Origin of the sequence: Labrys sp. WJW (genome assembly GCF_001676615.1) — a bacterium.
In the GTDB taxonomy this organism is placed as follows: domain Bacteria; phylum Pseudomonadota; class Alphaproteobacteria; order Rhizobiales; family Labraceae; genus Labrys; species Labrys sedimenti.
Map to the genome: position 1 here is coordinate 1 of NZ_LYXZ01000046.1, position 18,412 is coordinate 18,412.

The following is an 18,412-nucleotide window of genomic DNA, read 5'->3' on the forward strand; positions in this document are numbered from 1 at the left end:
TGCGGGAGCGGCGGGTTCGGGAGCAGCCTGCGCGGCCGGCGCCGGGGCGGGACTGGCGGGCTGGGGCGCCTCTGCAGCAGCAGCGGGAGCGGAGGGGGCAGCAGGTGCCTCAGGAGCTGCAGGCGCAGCGACCGGAATGTCCGCTGTGGGCGGAGTGCTGTCCTGTGCCAGTGCCGGCGAGGCCAGAACCAGGGCCAAAACGGAAACGGCGGCCAGAACAAGAGGGGTAGGCTGCTTCATAGCAGGAACTTCCACGCTGGTTGCCGAAACGTAAGGTCCGGCACAAAAAGGGATCATGGGCAGCCCTCTATCACGCGGCCGGGCCGCGCGGTATGGCCGCCACAGTCTTGCCGTACGATTGTCGGACGGCGTGTCCGATTAACCACATCAGCACTATGTGCTCCGAACTTAATCCGAAGTTTTGGCCTCAAAAGGGCAGAGCCTCTTCATAGCCGAGCAGGGTTAACAGAAGATATGCCGATCAGGAGCGCCCTATCTCCCACCCAGCCAGGGCATGAAAAAAGGCGCGGCTGCCTTCTCCCCCTTGCGAGGAAGGACAACCGCGCCTTACGAAATTGGAAAACGGCGCTCGAGGTCAGCGGGTCGCCACCGGTTTTTCGCCGCGATAATCGTAGAAGCCGCGCTTGACCTTGCGGCCGAGCCAACCGGCCTCGACATATTTGACCAGCAAGGGGCAGGGCCGGTATTTGGAATCGGCCAGGCCCTCATGCAGCACCTGCATGATCGACAGGCAGGTGTCGAGGCCGATGAAATCGGCGAGCTGCAGCGGGCCCATCGGGTGGTTGGCGCCGAGCCGCATCGCCATGTCGATGGATTCGACCGTGCCGACGCCCTCATAGAGCGTGTAGATCGCCTCGTTGATCATCGGCAGCAGGATGCGGTTGACGATGAAGGCCGGAAAATCCTCGGCGACCGCGACTTGGCGGTCGAGCTTGGTGATGAAGCCCTTGGCGGATTCGAAGGTGCCGTCATCGGTGGCGATGCCGCGGATGATCTCGACGAGCTGCATCACCGGCACCGGATTCATGAAATGAATGCCGATGAAGCGCTCCGGCCGGTCGGTAGCCGCGGCCAGCCGCGTGATCGAAATCGACGACGTGTTGGTGGCGAGGATCGCCTCCGGCTTCAGATGCGGGCAGACATTGCCGTAGATCTTGACCTTGACAGCCTCGTTCTCGGTGGCGGCTTCGATCACCAGATCGCAGACGCCCAGCCCCTCCACATTGGGCTCGGCCTTGATGCGGGAGAGCGCTTCGTCGTTCTGGGCCTGGGTGATGACGCCTTTGGAGACCTGGCGCTTGAGATTGCCGTTGACGGTAGCCAGGCCATTGTTGACCCGATCTTCCGACACGTCGTTGAGCACCACGTTCAATCCGGCCAGAGCGGCGACATGCGCGATGCCGCTGCCCATTTGCCCGGCGCCCACAATCCCGACCGTCCTGATATCCACCGTCATTTCCAGTTCCCTGCCATTTGCTCGATCTTATCGAGGCAATCGGCGCGTGGGAAGACCGCAGTCGCAGCTTTCCTGCAGGCCTGTCGGTCGAAATGGTCGCATTCGGACGTCGGCCTCTCACGAGAAGGAGCGCGTCCCATACGGCCCGATCTGCCGGAAGAATATCATGAAACGGGCTGCCTGGAAAAATGCGGCTCGACTAAACCATAGTTTCCTTAGATCAAGCCATGCCCGCCATCGATATGGATGGTCTCGCCCGTGGTGAAGGCACTCGCCATCAGATAGAGATAGGCCGGAGCGATATCCGCGGGGGTCGCGATCCTGCCCACCGGCAGGCGGTCCGCCATATCTGTGAAGAAGCCGGTCTTGGCCTCCCCGACGATCTCGTCCCACATCGGCGTGTCTACCCAGCCGGGTGAGACGATGTTCACGCGCCTCGGCGCCAATTCCAGTGCCAGGGCGCGTGCGAAAAAGCTGAACGAACCGGCGATGGCCGAAACGACCGCACCTCCCGGAACCGGCGGCCGGTCCTTGTTGATTCCGGAGGTGAAGGTCATCGAGCCGTCTCGTCTCAGCGTGACCACGGCGTGCTTGGCCAGCACGACGGCGCCGATCAGCTTGTTGTCGACGAAGCGCCGCACCATCGCCATGTCAGTGCCTTCGATAGGGTCGGCTGGCGGCGGCGTTCCGGCCGTCGACACCAGGTGATCGAAGGCGCCGGCATTCCGGAAGAGCCGGTCAAGATCGGCCTCCTCCGTCATGTCGGCCACGACGGATCGCACCTGCAAGCCCGCATCGAGACTTTGCTCCGCGGCCCGCAACTTGTCTGGCGAGCGGCCGACGATCACCACTTCCCCACCGTTGTCGAGGGCCGCCCTGGCGACGCCAAGGCCGATGCCGGAACCGCCGCCGACGACGATGATCTTCTGTCCCGTGAGCATAGCCATGGGAAACCTCCGATTATCTGCGGTCATGGGGATGGGTCAGGCTCGGCCGGCATAAGCCGCCTCGAGATCGGCGACGACGATCTTGGTCATCTTGTACATGGCCTGCCGAACCCGATCCGCCTTCTCTCGATCGGGATCGGCCATCAGCCGCAGCGTGATCTCCGGGACGACCTGCCAATAGACGCCATATTTGTCCGTCAGCCAGCCGCAGGGCTTTTCGGAGCCGCCATCGGCCGTAAGCGCCTGGTAGTAATAGTCGGTCTCGGCCTGGTCGGAGGTCTCGATATAAAGCGAGAGCCTTTCATTGAAGGGGGACATCGACCCCGCGTTCAATGCCGTCAGGCGCAGCCCCTCGAGTTCGAAGTCGTGCACGGCGTGAGGCACGGTCTTGTTCGTACCGGCGACGAAGTCGGTGAGGACGATGTCCTCCAGAGCCCGGCCGTTACGAAAGACCGAGATATAGAAGTCGCGCGCCTCTTGCGCATTCTTGTCGAACCAGAGGAAAGGGCGGATGCTGGCCATGACGCTCTCATGCGGATTGATCACAAATCTCATGGCAGAGTGATCAGAAAACTCTCGACAGACAAACCATGATTTGGCAAAAATTTGTGACTAACAATCACAGATCAGATCTCAGGCTACGGATCGCGATGGCTCGCAAGCTTCCCCCGCTCAACGCCTTGCCGAGCTTCGAAGCCGCGGCCCGGCATCTCAGTTTTTCCCGCGCGGCCGAGGAGCTCAACGTCACCCATGGCGCCGTCAGTAGGGCAGTCAAGCATCTGGAGGAGCAGCTCGACGTGCTGCTGTTCGAGCGCGACACCCGGTCGGTGCGGCTGACGACGGTGGGCGAACCCTATGCCAGGGCGGTGCGCGAGGCGCTTGCTTTGGTCACGGCCGCCACAGCGGCGGCGACCAGCCGTCATTCGGCCTCCACCTTGAATGTCAGCACCTCGGACGGCTTTGCCGGCCGCTGGCTGGTGCCACGCCTCTATCGCTTTCACCGCGCGCATGGCGACATCGACGTCAGGGTCTCGACCACCGGCAAGCTCACCAATTTCCATGGCGACGGCATCGATGTCGCCATTCGCTATGGCGGCGGCGATTATCCAGGGTTGAGCGTCGAATTCCTCACAGGCGAGGAGGTGTTCCCGGTCTGCAGCCCGAAATTATTGACAGGCTCGCCCCCGCTGCTCCAGCCCGAGGATCTCAAGCACCATACGCTGATCCATGACGGCTTTCCGATCAACTGGGCGAACTGGCTGGCCAGTGCCGGGATCGAGGGTATCGATCCGCAGGCCGGGTTGACCTTCGATTCCTATTCCTTCGCCGTCGACTCCGCCGTGCAGGGCGAAGGCGTGGTGCTCGGCCGCACCATGCTGGTCGCCGGTGACCTGGCGTCCGGGAGGCTGGTGCGCCCCTTCGGCCATGCCGTGAAATCGCGGTCGAGCTTCTATCTGGTCTATCCGCCCGAAGCGATCCGCCAACGCAAGGTCAAGGTCTTTCGCGACTGGATTTTCGCAGAAATGACGGCGACCGGCGACCATCCGCGCTGACGCTGCAGACAGGACGCGCAAGCCCGGTCTGTCGATCTCCAGATCGGGTGTACCAAAAACAGGCTGGCCGCGCCCCGGCTCAGTTCGAATCGTCGTTGTTATCGGGATTGTCAACCTGGCAGCCAATGCCATGGCAGCCCTGATAATTGCCCTGGCTGTCGAAGTTGGGATTGCCCTGCTTGTCGAACTGCGGTCTGGTGTCGATGTTCTGATTATTCGACGACTGAGACCAACTATTAGTATTGCCGTTGGTGTTGGCCCTTTGCTGCCTAGCCCGGAAATTGGCATCGTTCCTGTCGAACCAAGCCTGTTGCGCAGCGGCCTGTCTCGCCTGGTCGGCGGCGCGCGACTGAGCGGCAGCGGTCATGCACTGGGCCAGCGCTTGTGAACCGGGCGCAAAGCCCTGAGCCTGACATTGACGGTTGTCGTTCGTCATATCGATGGCGCGCTGCTGCTCGGCGGTCTTGCAACCAGCCAGAAGGGCCAGGGCACCAAGAGCGACAAGAACACGTTTCATCTCGAGCTCCATTGCGGTCGTCAGCGTCAAACGGGGGAGACGGTCAGTTGCTTGCGGGAACCGGACAGCTCGCGTCCCCCTCCCCGCAACTCAGATAGGCTTGCAGACTCTTGGTGCGGGCCTGCGTGACCGTGTCCAGGCACATGGAGTAGACCATGGGATAGATGCTGCCTCCCGAGGAACCGGATGTCGCGAAAGCGCATTCGGCGTCGCGGAAGGCCAGCCAGGCGCGCTGCGCTGTTATCAGCAGCTTCTTGGCGTCGGCATTGTCCTTCAAGCGCTGCTCTATCTGCTTATAGGTGGCGTTGAGCGCAGCATCGGAAGCCTTGAAGGCCTTGTCGGCGCATTCGTTCATGTCGGCCTGGGTCGAGGCATTGCTGCAATCGGCCGTGCTGGGCGTGCCAGACGCAGCAGCCTGCGTCACGGCGGCGGGCGCGGGCGGAGCGGCGGCCACGCCTTCGCGCTTCAAAGTCAAAATGCCGCCATCATACCAATAGAGCGAAACGGTGTCGGCCTGTACCGGCCTGACCACTGCGCCGGGGCCCCACTGGGCCGAGCCACACAGCACATTGAAGCCGCCCTTGACGCGATAGCCGCTGTCGGGATCGTTGCGGTCGGCCGGGGTCAGCTTCGGGATCGCTTTGCAATTGTCGCTCGGGTCGAGCGGCTTGGCCTTGGTCCCCTTAAGCCAGGTGATCTTGTCGGCGGCGAATTCGACCTCCGCACCCATATATTGCGGATCGTTGTTGACCAGCGCCTGGACTCCGCTGCCAGAAACCTTGACGCCTTGCACCTTCCATTTGCCGATCAGCGAAGTGTAATTCAGTTCTGCCGCCCCTACCGGCAGGATCGATACTGCCACAATACCGCCTGCCAACAGCCCACAGATCGTTCTCATGCCCGCATTCCTAGCTTTTCCTGCCGCACAACGCCTCGCTCGACTACGCAGCATTGCCCCGTTTCCAGGAATAGGCTGAAAATCCATCGAGTCAAATCGTTTCAAAGTGCAATCATACCACTTTCGCCCCCCTCTTTCGGTATGATGGTTCGATGAGGATCCTGCGTCTTGCCTGGATTGGCCGGGATCCCTATTTCCCCTGTCGTCGAGCTGGCCCTAAAGCGTTTTGTGATTTCTCGGAATCACCGAGAATCGCAAAGACGCGTCGGAACAAAGAGTTAGAGCAAACAAGCGTTCGTGTGTGAACGCGCTTTGCTCTAGGGTTCCCCGCTCGCCATTATCTCGAATATAGTAGCCGCATGACCATTTCGAACGAAGACGAGTTGCTCAAGCTCAAGGAGATCGGCCGCATCGTCGCCAATACGCTGGCGGCGATGGGGGCTGCGCTCGAACCGGGCATGACCACGGCCGAGCTCGACGCGATCGGCCGAAAGCTCCTCGAACGGGAGGGCGCCCGCTCCGCGCCCGAGCTTTGCTACAGTTTTCCCGGCGCGACCTGCATCAGCGTCAACGAGGAGATCGCCCACGGGATCCCCGGCCAGCGCCGGATCGAGCCGGGCGACCTCGTGAATATCGACGTCTCCGCCGAGAAGGACGGCTTTTTCGCCGATACCGGTGCGTCCTTCGCGGTAGAGCCGGTCTCCAAGGCCACCCAGCGCCTCCTCAGGGACGGCAAGCGGGCGATGTGGACGGGCATCCGCCAGGTGGGCGCCGGCCTGCCACTCGCCAATATCGGCAATGCCATCGGCGAGTTCGCCCGCAAGAACCGCTATACGCTGGTGCGCAACCTCGCCAGCCACGGCGTCGGCCGGTCGCTGCATGAAGAGCCCAAGGAACTCGCGACCTGGCCGGACCGTTCGGAACGCCGCAAGATGCAGGAGGGCCTGGTGTTCACCGTGGAGCCGTTCCTTTCCCTGGGCGCCGAATGGGCGGCGGATGGCGAGGACCCGTGGACGCTGTTCAGCGAGCCCCGCGCCCCGACCGTGCAGTATGAGCATACGGTGGTGGCGACCCGCACCGGGCCGCTCGTCCTCACGCTGCCGGCGTGATGCCATCCGAAAGAGATGAGGAGCCAGTCCGATGGACGCCGCAACTCTCGCCGATCTCTACCGGGCCTATGTCGCCTGCCTCAACCGGCAGGACTGGAACGAACTTGGGCGCCATGTCGATGAGAGGGTCGAGCACAATGGCCGCCAGTTGGGGCTGTCAGGCTATCGCGGCATGCTCATCAAGGATTTCGAGGACATTCCCGACCTCGCCTTCCACATCGAGCTCCTGGCCTGCGAACCGCCCCTTGTGGCGGCCCGGCTCGCTTTCGATTGCACGCCGAAGTCCGGCTTCCTCGGCCTGAAGCTCGACGGGCGCAAGGTCGCGTTCACGGAGAATGTGTTCTACGCCTTCGAGGCGGAGAAGATCGTCTCGGTATGGTCGATCATCGACAAGGCGGCGATTGAGGCGCAGTTGGGACGCTGACGGGCGGCCCCGGCAAGAGACGAGAATGCCTCGCGGCCCCGTCGCGGCTTGCGACAGAACCGATATCCGGTGCTATGGTCGCCGCCCAATCCTACAGCCGACGAAAGCCGACGAAAGCCGACGATATGCCCTCCTATGACGTGTTGCTCGCCTTCATCGTCACGACGGCCCTGTTTTCCGTGCTGCCCGGCCCCTCCATGCTCTATGCCGCAGCCAGGACCATGGCGGGCGGGCGCCAGGCCGGGCTGATGGCGGCGCTCGGCCTGCATCTGGGCGCCTATGCTCATGTCGCCGCTGCGGCCGCCGGCCTGTCGGTGCTGTTCCACGCGGTGCCCATCGTCTATGCCGGCGTCAAGCTCGCCGGCGCCCTCTACCTGATCTGGCTCGGCATCAGCCTGTTCCGGGCGCGGCAAGGCGCCGATGCCGGAACGATCGGCGGCAGCGGCCGCTCGGCCCGCCAGGCCTTCGTGCAAAGCATCACCGTCGAGGTTCTCAACCCGAAGACCGCGCTGTTTTTCCTGGCCTTCCTGCCGCAATTCGTCGATGGCGCTGCCTCTTTCCCGCTCTGGCTGCAATTTGCCATCCTGGGCACGGTCGCCAATGTCCTGTTCGGCCTCGTCGATATCGTGGTCGTGATGCTGGCCGCCGTGATCATCGGCCGGCTCAAGCGCTCCTCCGGCGCGCAGCGGCTGATGCGCCGCGTGGGCGGGGCGATCCTGGTCGGCATGGGCGTCCACCTCGCCCTGCAGAGGGGCTAGCGAAAGCCCCACGGCATGGATCGTGAAGGCCGAAGGGGATTCAGCCGCATTGCTGCGCGACGAGCCCTTGATAAAAACCGAGCTCGGTCACCCTAGCCGACCAGTCGGCATCGGGATTCAGTTGGGCCGTCCCGCATCGCCGCATGACGGGCGCCGCCGTTTTCAGCGCGTCGACCCGCCGTCGGTAGACCTGGCAGATGGCGGCCTTGTCGGTCACACCGACGGTTCTCAACTCTTGATCCGAAGCCCGCATGGCCTGTTCCGCCGCCACGACCTCCGTGGTGCAGGCGGATCGGTAAGGCGAGAGGACGATCCACGACGCCAGGAAGGCGATCGCGACCACTGCCACGAGAACGGGCGTCTTCCACCTCACGAATGACGGCATGGAGAGGGCCTCCGGTTCTAAATTGCTCCATCAACCGGATTCGTAACGTGGCTCCGCGCCGGATCAAGGGCTTCCTTTGGTGCTACCGGCGTGCCGAGGGGCCCAAGGTCCCCTCGACGCCGGCGCGGTATTGCAGGCTCTCACCCGGCGGGGGCCAATTGCTCCCGCGGTTTGGCGAAAGGACGGAAGGTCAGGGCGATCAGCGTCGCCGCAATGCCCATGCCCCAGGAGCCGACATAGAGCCACATATAGGTATTGAAGTAGTCGTAGATCATGCCACCCAGCAGCGGGCCAAGCGACATGCCCAGGCTGCCGGCCATCGCCGTGCCGCCGATGATGGTGCCCATCATCTTGAGCGGGAAATTCTCGCGCACGATCACGGCATAGAGCGGCATCACGCCGGCATAGATGAAGCCAACCACCACGGCTACGGCGTAGAACTGGCCGAGTTGGCCCGCAAAGGCGTAGAACAGCACACCGAACGCCTGGGCGAACAGCCCGATCACCAGCATGCGCTGGGCGCCGAAGCGGTCGCCCATCACGCCGAAACCGATGCGCCCGAACATGCCGGCCAGGCCTTCGACGCTGTAGATGGTGACGGCGGCGATCATCGGGATGCCGCAGGTCACGGCATAGCTCACCGTGTGGAAGATCGGCCCCGAATGCGTGGCGCAGCAGAAAAAGTTGGCCAGCATCAGCACGATGAACTGCGGCGAGCGTACCGCCTGGCGCAACGTCATATCCGATTGCGGCTCGTCGGCCAGCGCCGCTTCGTTGCCCTGCTCCAGGGCAGGCGGCCGGCGCAGCAGCAGAGAGGTCGGAATCATGACGGCGGCAGCGATGGCTGCGATGATCAGCATCGACGTCCGCCAGTCATGGATGGTGACCAGCCAGGCGGCAAGCGGTGCCATGGTCATCGGCGCCATGCCCATGCCGGCCGAGACCAGCGATACGGCCAGGCTGCGCTGGGTGTCGAACCAGCCGGTGACGCAGGCCATCATCGGCGCGAACATGGCGGCGACCGCCACGCCCACCAGCACGCCGAAGACGAGCTGGAACTCGACCAGCGATCCGGCCTGGCTGGCCAGGGCCAGGCTGGCGGCGAGCAGGATGGCGCCGGCCAGCACCACCGGGCGCGGACCGAAGCGATCCGACAAATTGCCCCAGACCATGCTGGCCAGCGCCATCGCCAGGAAGCCGAAGGTCATGGCGGTGGAAATGCCGGTCACCGACCAGCCAGTCGCCGCCGACATGGGTTTGAGGAAAACCGGCAGCGAAAACATCGCGCCGATGGCAACGCATCCGAGCAAGCCGCCGGCGGCGACGATCACCCAACGATAGGAAGTCTTGTCCATCATGCTCCACCCGTTCCTGTGCCGCGGGCTGCATCGCGTCTCGCGCCCCATCGGAAAGGACGGGAAACGCAAGGACGCGACAAAACAGGATGTGAGAACAAACGAGCGTTCACGTCCGAGCGCATTTGCTCCAGGCCTGTCGCGGCGATACCTCAAGGACGCACGAGCAACTGCCGATCCGACATGCGGTTGCAAAATTATTCTGGTTGCAAAATGCTATCAGAAATTTCGTTCCGCGCAAACATGGCATGGCGGCCGAGGAGCGGCCTCGCCGACCTCCTCTTCCCTGCCGATATTTCCAACCGGAATCGTCATCGCACGCCTCCCATTCGGCCGAGCCTCGTTTTCAGCCGGCGACCGCAACTCTGTCACTGGCGGCCGAGGAGGTGGGAGTAACAAATCCGGCGACATTCCAAGAGAAGCATTTCAAAGCGTTTTGCGATTTGCCTGCGTCACTTCAAATCGCAAAGACGGTCGAGCCAATCCGTTCTGCTCTAGGGCTGGCGCAGACCTGTCGCCAGGGCGCGAAAAGTCTCTACGGCCTTCGGCAAGACCTTCTCGGGATCCTCGCTCGCGGCGATCCACAGGGCCGCATTGAGCGCAGCCGCGCTCAAGAGCCGAGCCGCAGCCTCGGCATCCAGCGGTTTCATGATGCCTTGCCCGATCAGGCGTTCGACCGTTCGCTTCGTCATCTGCAGGCAATTGTTCTGGCTCGGCCATAGCGAGGGATCGCCGAGGACCGCCGGGCCATCCAGCAGAACGATGCGCTGCACCTCCGGATCGAGCGCCATCTCGATATAGGCCACGCCCTCGATCAGCAGACCTTCCCATTCGTCCGGGGCCTGGGTGGCCGCCTGATGCGCGCGCGCCGCCATCTCGGCGTCGATCTGGTTGACCACGGCGGCCAGAAGCCCGCGCTTGTCGCCGAAATTATGGTAGAGCGCCCCGCGCGTCAGGCCGGCCTCCGCCGTCAATTCATCCATCGAGGCCGCAGCATAGCCGGTTCTCGCAAACGCCCTGCGCGCGGCTGCGATCAACTTGGCGCGGTTCTCCTCCATCGTCTCGGCCCGGCGTCTGGCAGCCATCGCAGTTCCTTTCATATACGCATCGTATCTAGGTTGACATACGACACGTATGCCCATAATTCGAGATACGTAACGTATATCAAATGCGGTGGGGCTGTGTGAAGCCCTAGCGGCATCGAGCGAGATCCGCACGTAACCCAATCATGGAAAAGGACTGAGGACATGGCACAGCGTGAGGCAGTTTTCCCGGCGGATCGGCATGCGCTCTACGAGGCGCACGGCTATTCGGCTGCAATCCGATCGGGCGACCTCCTGTTCGTGTCGGGCCAGGTCGGTAGCCGCCCCGACGGCACGCCGGAACCCGACTTCGAGCGTCAGGTGCAATTGGCTTTCGACAATCTGAGGGCAACGCTGAAGGCGGCGGGCTGCGGCTTCGACGACATCGTCGACGTGACCAGCTTCCACACCGATCCCGAAAACCAGTTCGAGACCATCATGGCCGTGAAAAACCGGATCTTCGACCGCCGCCCCTACCCGAACTGGACGGCAATCGGCGTGAACTGGCTCGCGGGCTTCGACTTCGAGATCAAGGTCGTCGCCCGCCTTCCCGAAAACCTGGATTGACCTGCGCAATACACGCGCGCGTCACGGCAGGCAGCGTATTCGCAAGATCTCGAAGCGCTTTCGGACCGCTGGGTCCAAGGTTTTAATATCGTCACCATCTTTTCGCCAGGCTGCCGGGCGTTCATGACCATGGCCAACGTTTTGAAGTCCTTTTGGAAGCTTCTGTTGGCCCTGGTGGCAGCTGGAGCCGTTGGAAGCGCAATCCAGCTTTCCGGCCTGGGCCTGGAGTGGCGGCTAGTCTTGGTCGCGCTCGTCGATGTGTGTCTGATCGTAGCGGTCGTTCAACTGCTGCGTCGCTGGGCAAAACCTGCGGCAGCGGCCAGTCCAAGACCGAATATCATTCTCTCGACAGGCGCTGCAGCCCTCCTTGCGGTTCTGGCCGGCGTAGCAAGTTTCTACTTCGCCCACGCCGTGATCGCCCAGACCGCCGTACGAATCATCGAAAGCCCTACCGCTGGCGGCAATCACCTGGAGATCTTTGGCTCCAATGCCATCGTGCAGGCCTCCGTCCCAGTGCCGCCGAAAGCGACCTGCCGCACCTATGACATTGCCGGCTGGGATCGGGCCGTCAGCCTGAAGGTCAATGCCGGAGGACCCGCCCCCAGCTATCAGATCCAGGGCCTGGTTCGTCCGCAGGCGATCATCGTCGACTGTGGAGCAAACACGCTCAGCGACCAAAGGGTGCAGGTGACGCCGGCGGATGCCCAGGTTCTCCGAACGGCGGGAGTTGGCACGTTAAACGGAACGATCTGGATCGTGGGAGGGATCATATGGCTTATCGGCGTCTTCCTGTCTTGGCTATCTTTCCGATAGCGGCATTGCTGGCGTTCGTGTCGTCAGCCATCGGCGACGAAAGCCAGGTCCCTCATCGGGGACGTGTCGTCGACCAGGACACCATGCAGCCCCTGCGTGCCGAAGTGCGGGCCTGGGCGACCGGGGTCCAGGTCGTGCCCGACGGCGCCTGCCAGAAGGAAGCGAACGCGGACGCCAAGCGCCTCGATGTCGCACGCACGTCCGACCAGGGAAATTTCGACATCAGGCTCGGCTCTCAAACCCGCCTCTACACGGTCGTCGCCTGCGCCGACGACTATCAGCCTGCCCTTGAGGAGAACCTGCCGAACACCAAGGGCCGCAAGACCGTGGTGCCCTACCCGATCACCCTGGCGTCCCTCGGCACCACCTATGCCAAGAGCGATGTGTTCCAGGACGACGTTCAGCTTACGGTAGCCTCCACGCTCAACCGCCTGGCCAATCTGCGCAGACAGAATCCCGATGGCTTCGATAGCGCCCTGGCCGACTACATCAAGCAGCTTTCCGAAATCAAACCCGACCTGGCAAAACAGCTTGCCGTGCTCGGCGACATCGTGCGCAACTGGCAGAGCAAAATCGAGTGAGGGGCAGGCGGAATCTCGTCCGATAGTAGGGACGTCGAAGCAATCCGGTCTCGGCAAGGCGGATATACGCGGCCTGAGGATTGCTTCACCGGGCTCGCAATAACTGAAAATCTGCCGAAGGCTCATTCTGATCTTCACCAGCTGCTGCACGGATCAAGCTGCGAACAGGCTGGCGGCCATGTAGTCGACGAAGACCCGCACTTTCGGGCAGAGATATCGATTGCTCGGCCACAGCACGCGGAAGGTCCCGGCCTCGGCCAGATGGTCTTCCAGCAGAGACGTCAGGCTGCCCCGTGCCAGTTCCGAAGCGACCGCAAAGGGCGGCAGGCAGGTGATGCCGAAGGCCTGCTCGGCCAGATAGATCAGGGGCTCCAGCGTGCTCGCGATCGTGGTCTGGGGCAGGTTGAGCTTGAGCTCGCGCCCGTCCCGCACCAGCGGCCAGGGTTCGAGCCTGCCCGAATTGGCATAGCGATGGTGCAGGCAGCGATGGCCGAGCAAGTCCTCCGGCACGTTCGGCGTACCATTGGCGGCGAGATAGGCAGGCGCGGCAACGATCCTGTGCTTGAAGGTCCCGAGTTTGCGGCTCATCAGGCGCGTGTCCCTGACCTCGCCGGTGCGGATTACCGCATCGAAACCTTCCTCGATCACATCCACCAGCCGGTCCGTAAAATCGAGATCGAGATCGATCTCAGGATAGGCCGCCATGAAGGCCGCGATCGTCGGCATCAGCAGCATACCGGCGAGCGGCAGGCTCACGCGCAACTGCCCGCGCGGAATTGCCTGCGACCGCGACAATTGCGCCTTCACGGCCTCGAACTCGGAGTGGATGCGTCGGCAAGTATCGAGGAAGAAGCCTCCCTCCTCGGTCAGCGCCATGCTCCGGGTCGAACGATGGAACAGGCGCACACCCATCTCCTCCTCGAGCCGGGCGATCGCCTTGCCGACGGCCGACCCCGACAGGCCGAGGCGCTGCCCCGCGGCCACGAAGCTTCCGGCTTCGGCGGCCTGGATGAAGATGCTGAGCGTTCCGAGCCGGTCCATAGGTGACAATTACGGAATAAATTTCCGATGTGATGCGATTACCGGACCATTTATCCGCTATTTTGCCCTCGATATCCAGATGGGGCCGCGGCGAGCCCGCCGCGTTTTCATCGGAGACACTCATGGACACCAAATCCCCGGCTGCTTTTTCGGCTGCCCCTGTGCCGACCACCTTCGTCGTCAACGTCATTCACGCCCATCCCGGCAAGCAGGAGGAGGCCTTCGCGGTCATCCAGGACGTGGTGCACTTTGTCGCCGAGCACAAGGAAGGCTTCCTGTGGAGCACCCTGGCCAGGAGCACGGACGGACTGACAGTCGTCAACATCGAGGCAATCCAGGGCGCCGGCAATGTCGGCGAGTTCTTTTCCGACCCCGTATTCGCGACAAAATTCCGCAAGCTCGACGAGGTTTCCAGGAGCGAGTTTCACACTTACACCGTCGGCGATCTCGTCCTGCCGAAGCGTGTAGCGACGATCTGATCGTCCTGTCCCGCGCCGGTGCCCAGACCCGTCAGGCGGCATGGCGGTCCCCCGGCGCGTCTCCCCCTTATGAAAGCGCCTGCCGCCTTTGTGGCTGGCAGGCGACCCCCACCAGATGGGCGCCGGGGCCGACGAACCAGCGCAAGGCCCCGGTCTCGAATTGCACGAAGCCTTCGCTCTGCAGCGTGGTGAGCAGGCGATGCGCCGTCGATGGCGCCAGGCTCGTGCCGCGAACGACTTCCGAAAGCGTCATGCCGCGCGGATCCTGGGCAATGCATTTGAGGATCGACAGGGCTCGCAACACGGCCTGCACGCAACCATGACCGACGGCACCATCGCGATCCTCGCGAAATTGGCGGGGATTGCCGAATGGCAGTCCCTGCGTGTCGCCGGCGATGCCTCCCAGATGTTGATCGAGTGCTTCCAAAGCAGACACCGGTTCTCCCTCCCGTTGTTTTGCGGACGCTCCCTCGTTATGTTGCCGTTCCTCTTATACGTCCAATATATCATTCGGATCGGGTGATATTATTGAGATATTTATTATCGCCGAAATCGATCGATAGCAGAAGGCTATTCGGACCGGTCGGATTGCCACTGCCGGCTGTGCCACCAAAGAAAAACCTCCCCCTGCAGGACGCGGAGGGAGGCTGAGGAAGCAGAGCGCGTTCAGCTAAGATGCAGTTTCCATGCCCTAGCGAGACGAGGAAGCCTCTTCGCCTGGCAGAGCGGTCCCCTGGGCTGTCTTCTCGTAAGGGCCGGCACGCTCGCCGTTCAGGACGCGGTTGGCCTGTGCTCTGTCGATATCGCCTTCCCATACGGCAATGACGACGGTGGCAACGCAGTTTCCGATGAGATTGCCGAGCGCCCGCGCCATTCCCATGAACCAGTCGACCGACAGCACAAGGACCAGGCCGATCACCGGAATGACGGGCAGCGCCGACAGGGTAGCGGCGAGAACGACGATGGCCGATCCCGGTACGCCATGCGCCCCCTTCGAGGTCAGGAGGGCGACCCCCAGCACGACCAGGAGATCGGTTTCAGAGAGCGGCGTATTGGTAGCCTGCGCGATGAACACCGCAGCCAGGGTGAGATAGATGGAGAAGGCATCGAGATTGAAGGAATAGCCGGTCGGGATGACCAGGCCGACAGTGGAATCCTTGATCCCCATCTTCTCGAGCTTGCGCATGACCTGCGGAAGCACGCTGTCGGACGAGGCGGTGCCCAGGACGATCGTCAGTTCTTCGCGCAGATAGATCAGGAATTTGATCAGGCTGAAACCGGCGATCCGCATGATGATGCCGAGCACCACCAGCACGAAGAAGATCACGCTGACATAGAACAGGACGACGAGATAGCCCAATTGCTGCAGGGAGCCGATGCCATATTTGCCGACGGTGAAGGCAATGGCACCGAACACGCCGAGGGGGGCGAGCCGGACGATGAAGCCGATGATCTTGAAGAGAACATCGGTGGCGACATCGATGAAGTCGGCGACGGGCCGCCCGCGTTCGCCGAGCAAGGACAGCCCGGCGCCGAACAGGATGGCAATGAGCAGAACCTGGAGGATATCCCCCTTGGTGAAAGCGTCGGTGAGCGTCGTCGGGATGATGCGCAGGAGGAAGTCGACCCCGCCGGTGACCTCGCGCACATGATCGGTATAGTTGGCGAGGGCGCTGCCGTCGAGCGCCTTCGGATCGATGTTCATGCCGACGCCCGGCTGGAAGAAATGGGCCATCACCAGCCCCAGGCACAGGGCGATCGTCGTCACCGCTTCGAAATAGACGATGGCCTTGACGCCGACCCGTCCGACCTTCTTCAGGTCCCCCGCCCCGACGACACCGTGGACGACGACGCCGAAGACCAGGGGCGCAATCACCATCTTGATCAGCTTGATGAAGGCATCGCCGAGCGGCTTCAACTGGCTGGCAAAACCCGGCCAGAGGATGCCGACCACTATTCCCAGAACAAGGGCTATGACCACCTGCCCGAACAGGGATCTGAAGAATCTGAGCATATATTTCCTCCACGGTCGGCGCCGTCATTGTTTCTGATTTTGCCGAAGGAGCTGTCGGTCCCCTCGAGGGGTCCGGTAACGGTGCGTTCTCCCAAACGTCGCCCGCCACACTCCCGATCTCAATGGCGCCGTATGCGGCAACGCTTAGAGCACAAAATCCCGGCGCCAGAAGGTGCGATTCCGTATCATGGAATCGGGTGTCGTTGTCCCGTCGACGGAAGATTGCCTAAAGGCGCTCCGGTCTCGCCTGAGGCGAAACTGGAAAATATTCGCGCGTTTCACTCAGGAATCGGTTCACCACGGCGCTGCGATCGGGGCGATACAGCATGATGACATCGGCAACCGGGGCAGGCTCCACCAATGCCCGGTAGACGACACCGGCCCGCAACATTTCCCTGGCAGCCTCCGGCACGAGCGCCACGCCGAGGCCTGCAGCAACCAGGCTGAGCAGCGAATAGGATTCGACGACCTGCTGGGTGATATTGGGGTCAAATCCGGCCTCGATGCAGCATTCCTTGAGATAGCGGGCAAACCGGGAATTCTTCACCCTCAGGAAAACGAACTGCTCGTTCCTCAATTCGGAGAGTTCGATTCTCTCATTGGCGGCCAGCGGATGCGACTGCGGCAGGGCCACGCCGACTTTTTCCTCCCATGCCAGTTCGGTGACCAGATCGGGATCGCCGACCGGTCCGCGCAAGAAGCTGATGTCGATCTTGCGCGCGTGAAGCGCGGCCTCCTGCTCCAGCGGCGGCATCTCGCGAATACGCACCTGGACTTCCGGCACGCGCAGGCGAAACCGGGCGATCAGGCCCGCCAGCGGCCCCATCAGCACCGATCCGGTGGTGGCAAGGTCAAGCGTTCCGATCTGGCCCCGGCCAATGGCATGCGTCTGTTCGGCGGCTTCGTCCACCTGGGCAAGGATCGCGGTCGCATAATCGCGAAAGGCGACACCGGCAGCGGTCAATTCGACACGCCGCTTGTTGCGCAGGAAGAGCTGGGTCTTGAGTTCGTATTCCAGGTCCTGGATCTGCGTGCTTAGGGGCGGCTGGGAAACGCCAAGTCGAGCGGCAGCGGCCCGGAAGCTGAGTTCCTCGGCGACAGCGATGAAATAGCGCAAGTGACGCAGTTCCATGGTCTCTCCCCTGTCTGGCACTTCGATGAGCCAAGGCTAGCGCGCCATCTTCGAGTCTTGTCGATATTTCACAACACTACCTCCCCCAATCCCGCCCATCTGCGCCACGTACGGCCCGGCGAGGCAATCGATCAGCGCAGCATCACGCCGTCGATCCATGTCCGCACCTGCGGCAGGACGTAGCCGAGGCTGAGGTGCCCTGCCCCTTCCACTGGCATGAAGGTCTTGGGCTGGTTGGCGAGGTCGTAGAGGCCCTTGCCGAACTCGAAGGGGATGACTCCGTCGGCAGTGCCGTGCACGACGAGAAGTGGCGCCTTCACCTTGACGATGCGCTCGTCGGAGGGGAAGGGGTCCAGCATCACCCAGCGCACCGGGAACATGCCATAGAGGCGGGAGGCCACGGCCAGAGCCGAGGTGAAGGGCGAATCGAGCACAACCGCGCCCACCTGGTGGCGCGCTGCCAGGGCAACGGCCACGCCGGAGCCCAGGGACTGGCCCACCACCACGATGCGTTCGGGTGCCGTGCCGAGGGCCAGCGCATTGGCATAGGCAGCTTCGGCATCAAGCAACAGGCCCCGCTCGGAAGGCGAGCCGGTGGAGCCGGGATAGCCGCGATATTCCACCGCCATCAGGCCGTTGCCGCCGGCGGTCAGAGCCCGCAGCAGCTCGGTCTGCAAGGTGAGATTGCCGCCATTGCCGTGAAAGTAGAGCAGGAGAGGCTTACCCGGCGCGGGAGCGACATGCCAGGCGATCAACGTCTCGCCATCTTCGGTGCGCAGCTTCAGGACCTCAGCGCCGGCTATGGCTGGCGGGAGGACCTCACCCCCTGGCTGGAAGACAAAGGAGCGCTGGGCAAAGGCCAGAGCGGCGAAGACCGCCAGATAGAGCGCCGCGGCCAGTGCGGCGACGAAGATAAGGAATTTCGACACGAACCGGATTTCCAGCGGCGGCACAGGAAACGCAATTCGCCACGAGCCGGCAGGGAAGGCAAGAGCGGAGGGAACAGCCCCGAGAGAGATCTTTCAACGCCATCGAACAGGTGTTCGGGCCTCGTGGATCTTCCAAAAAAATGTGCCGGCCCCCAAGGACCGGCACATTGAAATCACCCGATGGAGACAGGCGGATGCTGCCCGTTCTCCTTACTTGCCGATCTTGGCGAGTTCGTCCTTGAGTTCGGGCAGAGCGGTGTAGAGATCGGCGACGAGGCCGTAATCGGCGACCTGGAAGATCGGGGCCTCTTCGTCCTTGTTGATGGCGACGATGACCTTGCTGTCCTTCAT

21 protein-coding genes and 2 pseudogenes are annotated in these 18,412 nt (G+C 62.7%); 8 read left to right on the plus strand and 15 right to left on the minus strand.

The annotated features are described in order from the left end of the window. The 4 genes and pseudogenes from BA190_RS36695 to BA190_RS25460 all read right to left on the minus strand — a co-directional run. Positions 1-240 (minus strand): annotated as a pseudogene (locus BA190_RS36695) (hypothetical protein); the annotation flags it as partial. A 355-nt stretch (positions 241-595) separates the two neighbouring features. Beyond that, positions 596-1,477, minus strand: a complete 882-nt coding sequence (locus BA190_RS25450) for a 3-hydroxybutyryl-CoA dehydrogenase (protein WP_068294372.1) — start codon at positions 1,475-1,477, stop codon at positions 596-598. A gap of 215 nt (positions 1,478-1,692) precedes the next feature. Next, positions 1,693-2,424 carry an SDR family oxidoreductase gene (locus BA190_RS25455; protein WP_068294375.1) on the minus strand — a complete coding sequence of 244 codons (732 nt, stop codon included), beginning with the start codon at positions 2,422-2,424 and terminating at the stop codon, positions 1,693-1,695. 36 nt (positions 2,425-2,460) lie between these two features. Then, entirely contained in the window at positions 2,461-2,946 is a 486-nt protein-coding gene (locus BA190_RS25460; protein ID WP_068294425.1) for a VOC family protein, read from the minus strand. Between the two features lie 128 nt (positions 2,947-3,074). Here BA190_RS25460 and gcvA point away from each other — a divergent pair, with 128 nt between their 5' ends. Further along, positions 3,075-3,977: a transcriptional regulator GcvA gene (gene gcvA / locus BA190_RS25465; RefSeq protein WP_068294378.1), complete on the plus strand. Its 903-nt coding sequence runs from the start codon at positions 3,075-3,077 to the stop codon at positions 3,975-3,977. Positions 3,978-4,056: 79 nt separating this feature from the next. Here gcvA and BA190_RS25470 read toward each other — a convergent pair whose 3' ends face one another. Further along, complete coding sequence (locus BA190_RS25470) at positions 4,057-4,494, minus strand: lipoprotein (protein WP_245314953.1); 438 nt, start codon at positions 4,492-4,494, stop codon at positions 4,057-4,059. Positions 4,495-4,537: 43 nt separating this feature from the next. Further along, entirely contained in the window at positions 4,538-5,392 is an 855-nt protein-coding gene (locus tag BA190_RS35485; protein WP_082980034.1) for a lysozyme inhibitor LprI family protein, read from the minus strand. A 359-nt stretch (positions 5,393-5,751) separates the two neighbouring features. On the opposite strand from BA190_RS35485, the gene map reads away from it, so the two are divergent. The 3 genes from map to BA190_RS25490 all read left to right on the plus strand — a co-directional run bounded on the left by map (position 5,752) and on the right by BA190_RS25490 (position 7,683). Continuing rightward, positions 5,752-6,501, plus strand: coding sequence for a type I methionyl aminopeptidase (map, locus tag BA190_RS25480; RefSeq protein WP_068294385.1), 750 nt, complete (start codon positions 5,752-5,754; stop codon positions 6,499-6,501). A 31-nt stretch (positions 6,502-6,532) separates the two neighbouring features. Then, a complete protein-coding gene (locus BA190_RS25485) occupies positions 6,533-6,925 on the plus strand; it encodes an ester cyclase (protein ID WP_068294388.1) in 393 nt (130 codons plus the stop codon). Between the two features lie 125 nt (positions 6,926-7,050). After that, complete coding sequence (locus BA190_RS25490; RefSeq protein WP_068294391.1) at positions 7,051-7,683, plus strand: LysE family translocator; 633 nt, start codon at positions 7,051-7,053, stop codon at positions 7,681-7,683. A 40-nt stretch (positions 7,684-7,723) separates the two neighbouring features. Here BA190_RS25490 and BA190_RS25495 read toward each other — a convergent pair whose 3' ends face one another. The 3 genes from BA190_RS25495 to BA190_RS25505 all read right to left on the minus strand — a co-directional run bounded on the left by BA190_RS25495 (position 7,724) and on the right by BA190_RS25505 (position 10,508). Beyond that, positions 7,724-8,068, minus strand: a complete 345-nt coding sequence (locus BA190_RS25495) for a hypothetical protein (RefSeq protein ID WP_068294394.1) — start codon at positions 8,066-8,068, stop codon at positions 7,724-7,726. 140 nt (positions 8,069-8,208) lie between these two features. Next, entirely contained in the window at positions 8,209-9,423 is a 1,215-nt protein-coding gene (locus BA190_RS25500; protein WP_068294431.1) for an MFS transporter, read from the minus strand. 494 nt (positions 9,424-9,917) lie between these two features. After that, on the minus strand, positions 9,918-10,508 hold the full coding sequence (locus BA190_RS25505; RefSeq protein ID WP_156771698.1) for a TetR/AcrR family transcriptional regulator: 591 nt from the start codon (positions 10,506-10,508) through the stop codon (positions 9,918-9,920). A 162-nt stretch (positions 10,509-10,670) separates the two neighbouring features. On the opposite strand from BA190_RS25505, the gene BA190_RS25510 reads away from it, so the two are divergent. The 3 genes from BA190_RS25510 (at position 10,671) to BA190_RS25520 (ending at position 12,466) form a co-directional block, all read left to right on the plus strand. Further along, the gene (locus tag BA190_RS25510; RefSeq protein ID WP_068294400.1) at positions 10,671-11,072 is read left to right on the plus strand and encodes a RidA family protein; all 402 of its coding nucleotides are present in this window, start codon (positions 10,671-10,673) and stop codon (positions 11,070-11,072) included. A gap of 123 nt (positions 11,073-11,195) precedes the next feature. Then, positions 11,196-11,885, plus strand: a complete 690-nt coding sequence (locus BA190_RS25515) for a hypothetical protein (RefSeq protein WP_068294403.1) — start codon at positions 11,196-11,198, stop codon at positions 11,883-11,885. 17 nt (positions 11,886-11,902) lie between these two features. Further along, positions 11,903-12,466, plus strand: a complete 564-nt coding sequence (locus BA190_RS25520) for a hypothetical protein (protein WP_156771699.1) — start codon at positions 11,903-11,905, stop codon at positions 12,464-12,466. A 153-nt stretch (positions 12,467-12,619) separates the two neighbouring features. Here the strand turns inward: BA190_RS25520 and BA190_RS25525 are convergent, their stop codons facing one another. After that, positions 12,620-13,507, minus strand: a complete 888-nt coding sequence (locus BA190_RS25525) for a LysR family transcriptional regulator (protein WP_068294410.1) — start codon at positions 13,505-13,507, stop codon at positions 12,620-12,622. Between the two features lie 122 nt (positions 13,508-13,629). On the opposite strand from BA190_RS25525, the gene BA190_RS25530 reads away from it, so the two are divergent. Next, complete coding sequence (locus BA190_RS25530; RefSeq protein WP_068294413.1) at positions 13,630-13,986, plus strand: antibiotic biosynthesis monooxygenase; 357 nt, start codon at positions 13,630-13,632, stop codon at positions 13,984-13,986. A gap of 67 nt (positions 13,987-14,053) precedes the next feature. Here BA190_RS25530 and BA190_RS25535 read toward each other — a convergent pair whose 3' ends face one another. From BA190_RS25535 to BA190_RS36955, 5 genes and pseudogenes are all read right to left on the minus strand, one after another. Then, on the minus strand, positions 14,054-14,422 hold the full coding sequence (locus tag BA190_RS25535; RefSeq protein WP_082980035.1) for a helix-turn-helix domain-containing protein: 369 nt from the start codon (positions 14,420-14,422) through the stop codon (positions 14,054-14,056). Between the two features lie 255 nt (positions 14,423-14,677). Continuing rightward, positions 14,678-16,000: a dicarboxylate/amino acid:cation symporter gene (locus BA190_RS25540; protein ID WP_082980036.1), complete on the minus strand. Its 1,323-nt coding sequence runs from the start codon at positions 15,998-16,000 to the stop codon at positions 14,678-14,680. A 226-nt stretch (positions 16,001-16,226) separates the two neighbouring features. Beyond that, positions 16,227-17,132 (minus strand): LysR family transcriptional regulator, encoded by a 906-nt coding sequence (locus BA190_RS25545; RefSeq protein WP_068294419.1) that lies wholly within the window; start codon positions 17,130-17,132, stop codon positions 16,227-16,229. Positions 17,133-17,263: 131 nt separating this feature from the next. Further along, positions 17,264-18,061, minus strand: coding sequence for an alpha/beta hydrolase (locus tag BA190_RS25550; protein ID WP_068294421.1), 798 nt, complete (start codon positions 18,059-18,061; stop codon positions 17,264-17,266). A 210-nt stretch (positions 18,062-18,271) separates the two neighbouring features. Continuing rightward, positions 18,272-18,412: pseudogene (locus tag BA190_RS36955) on the minus strand (electron transfer flavoprotein subunit alpha/FixB family protein); the annotation flags it as partial.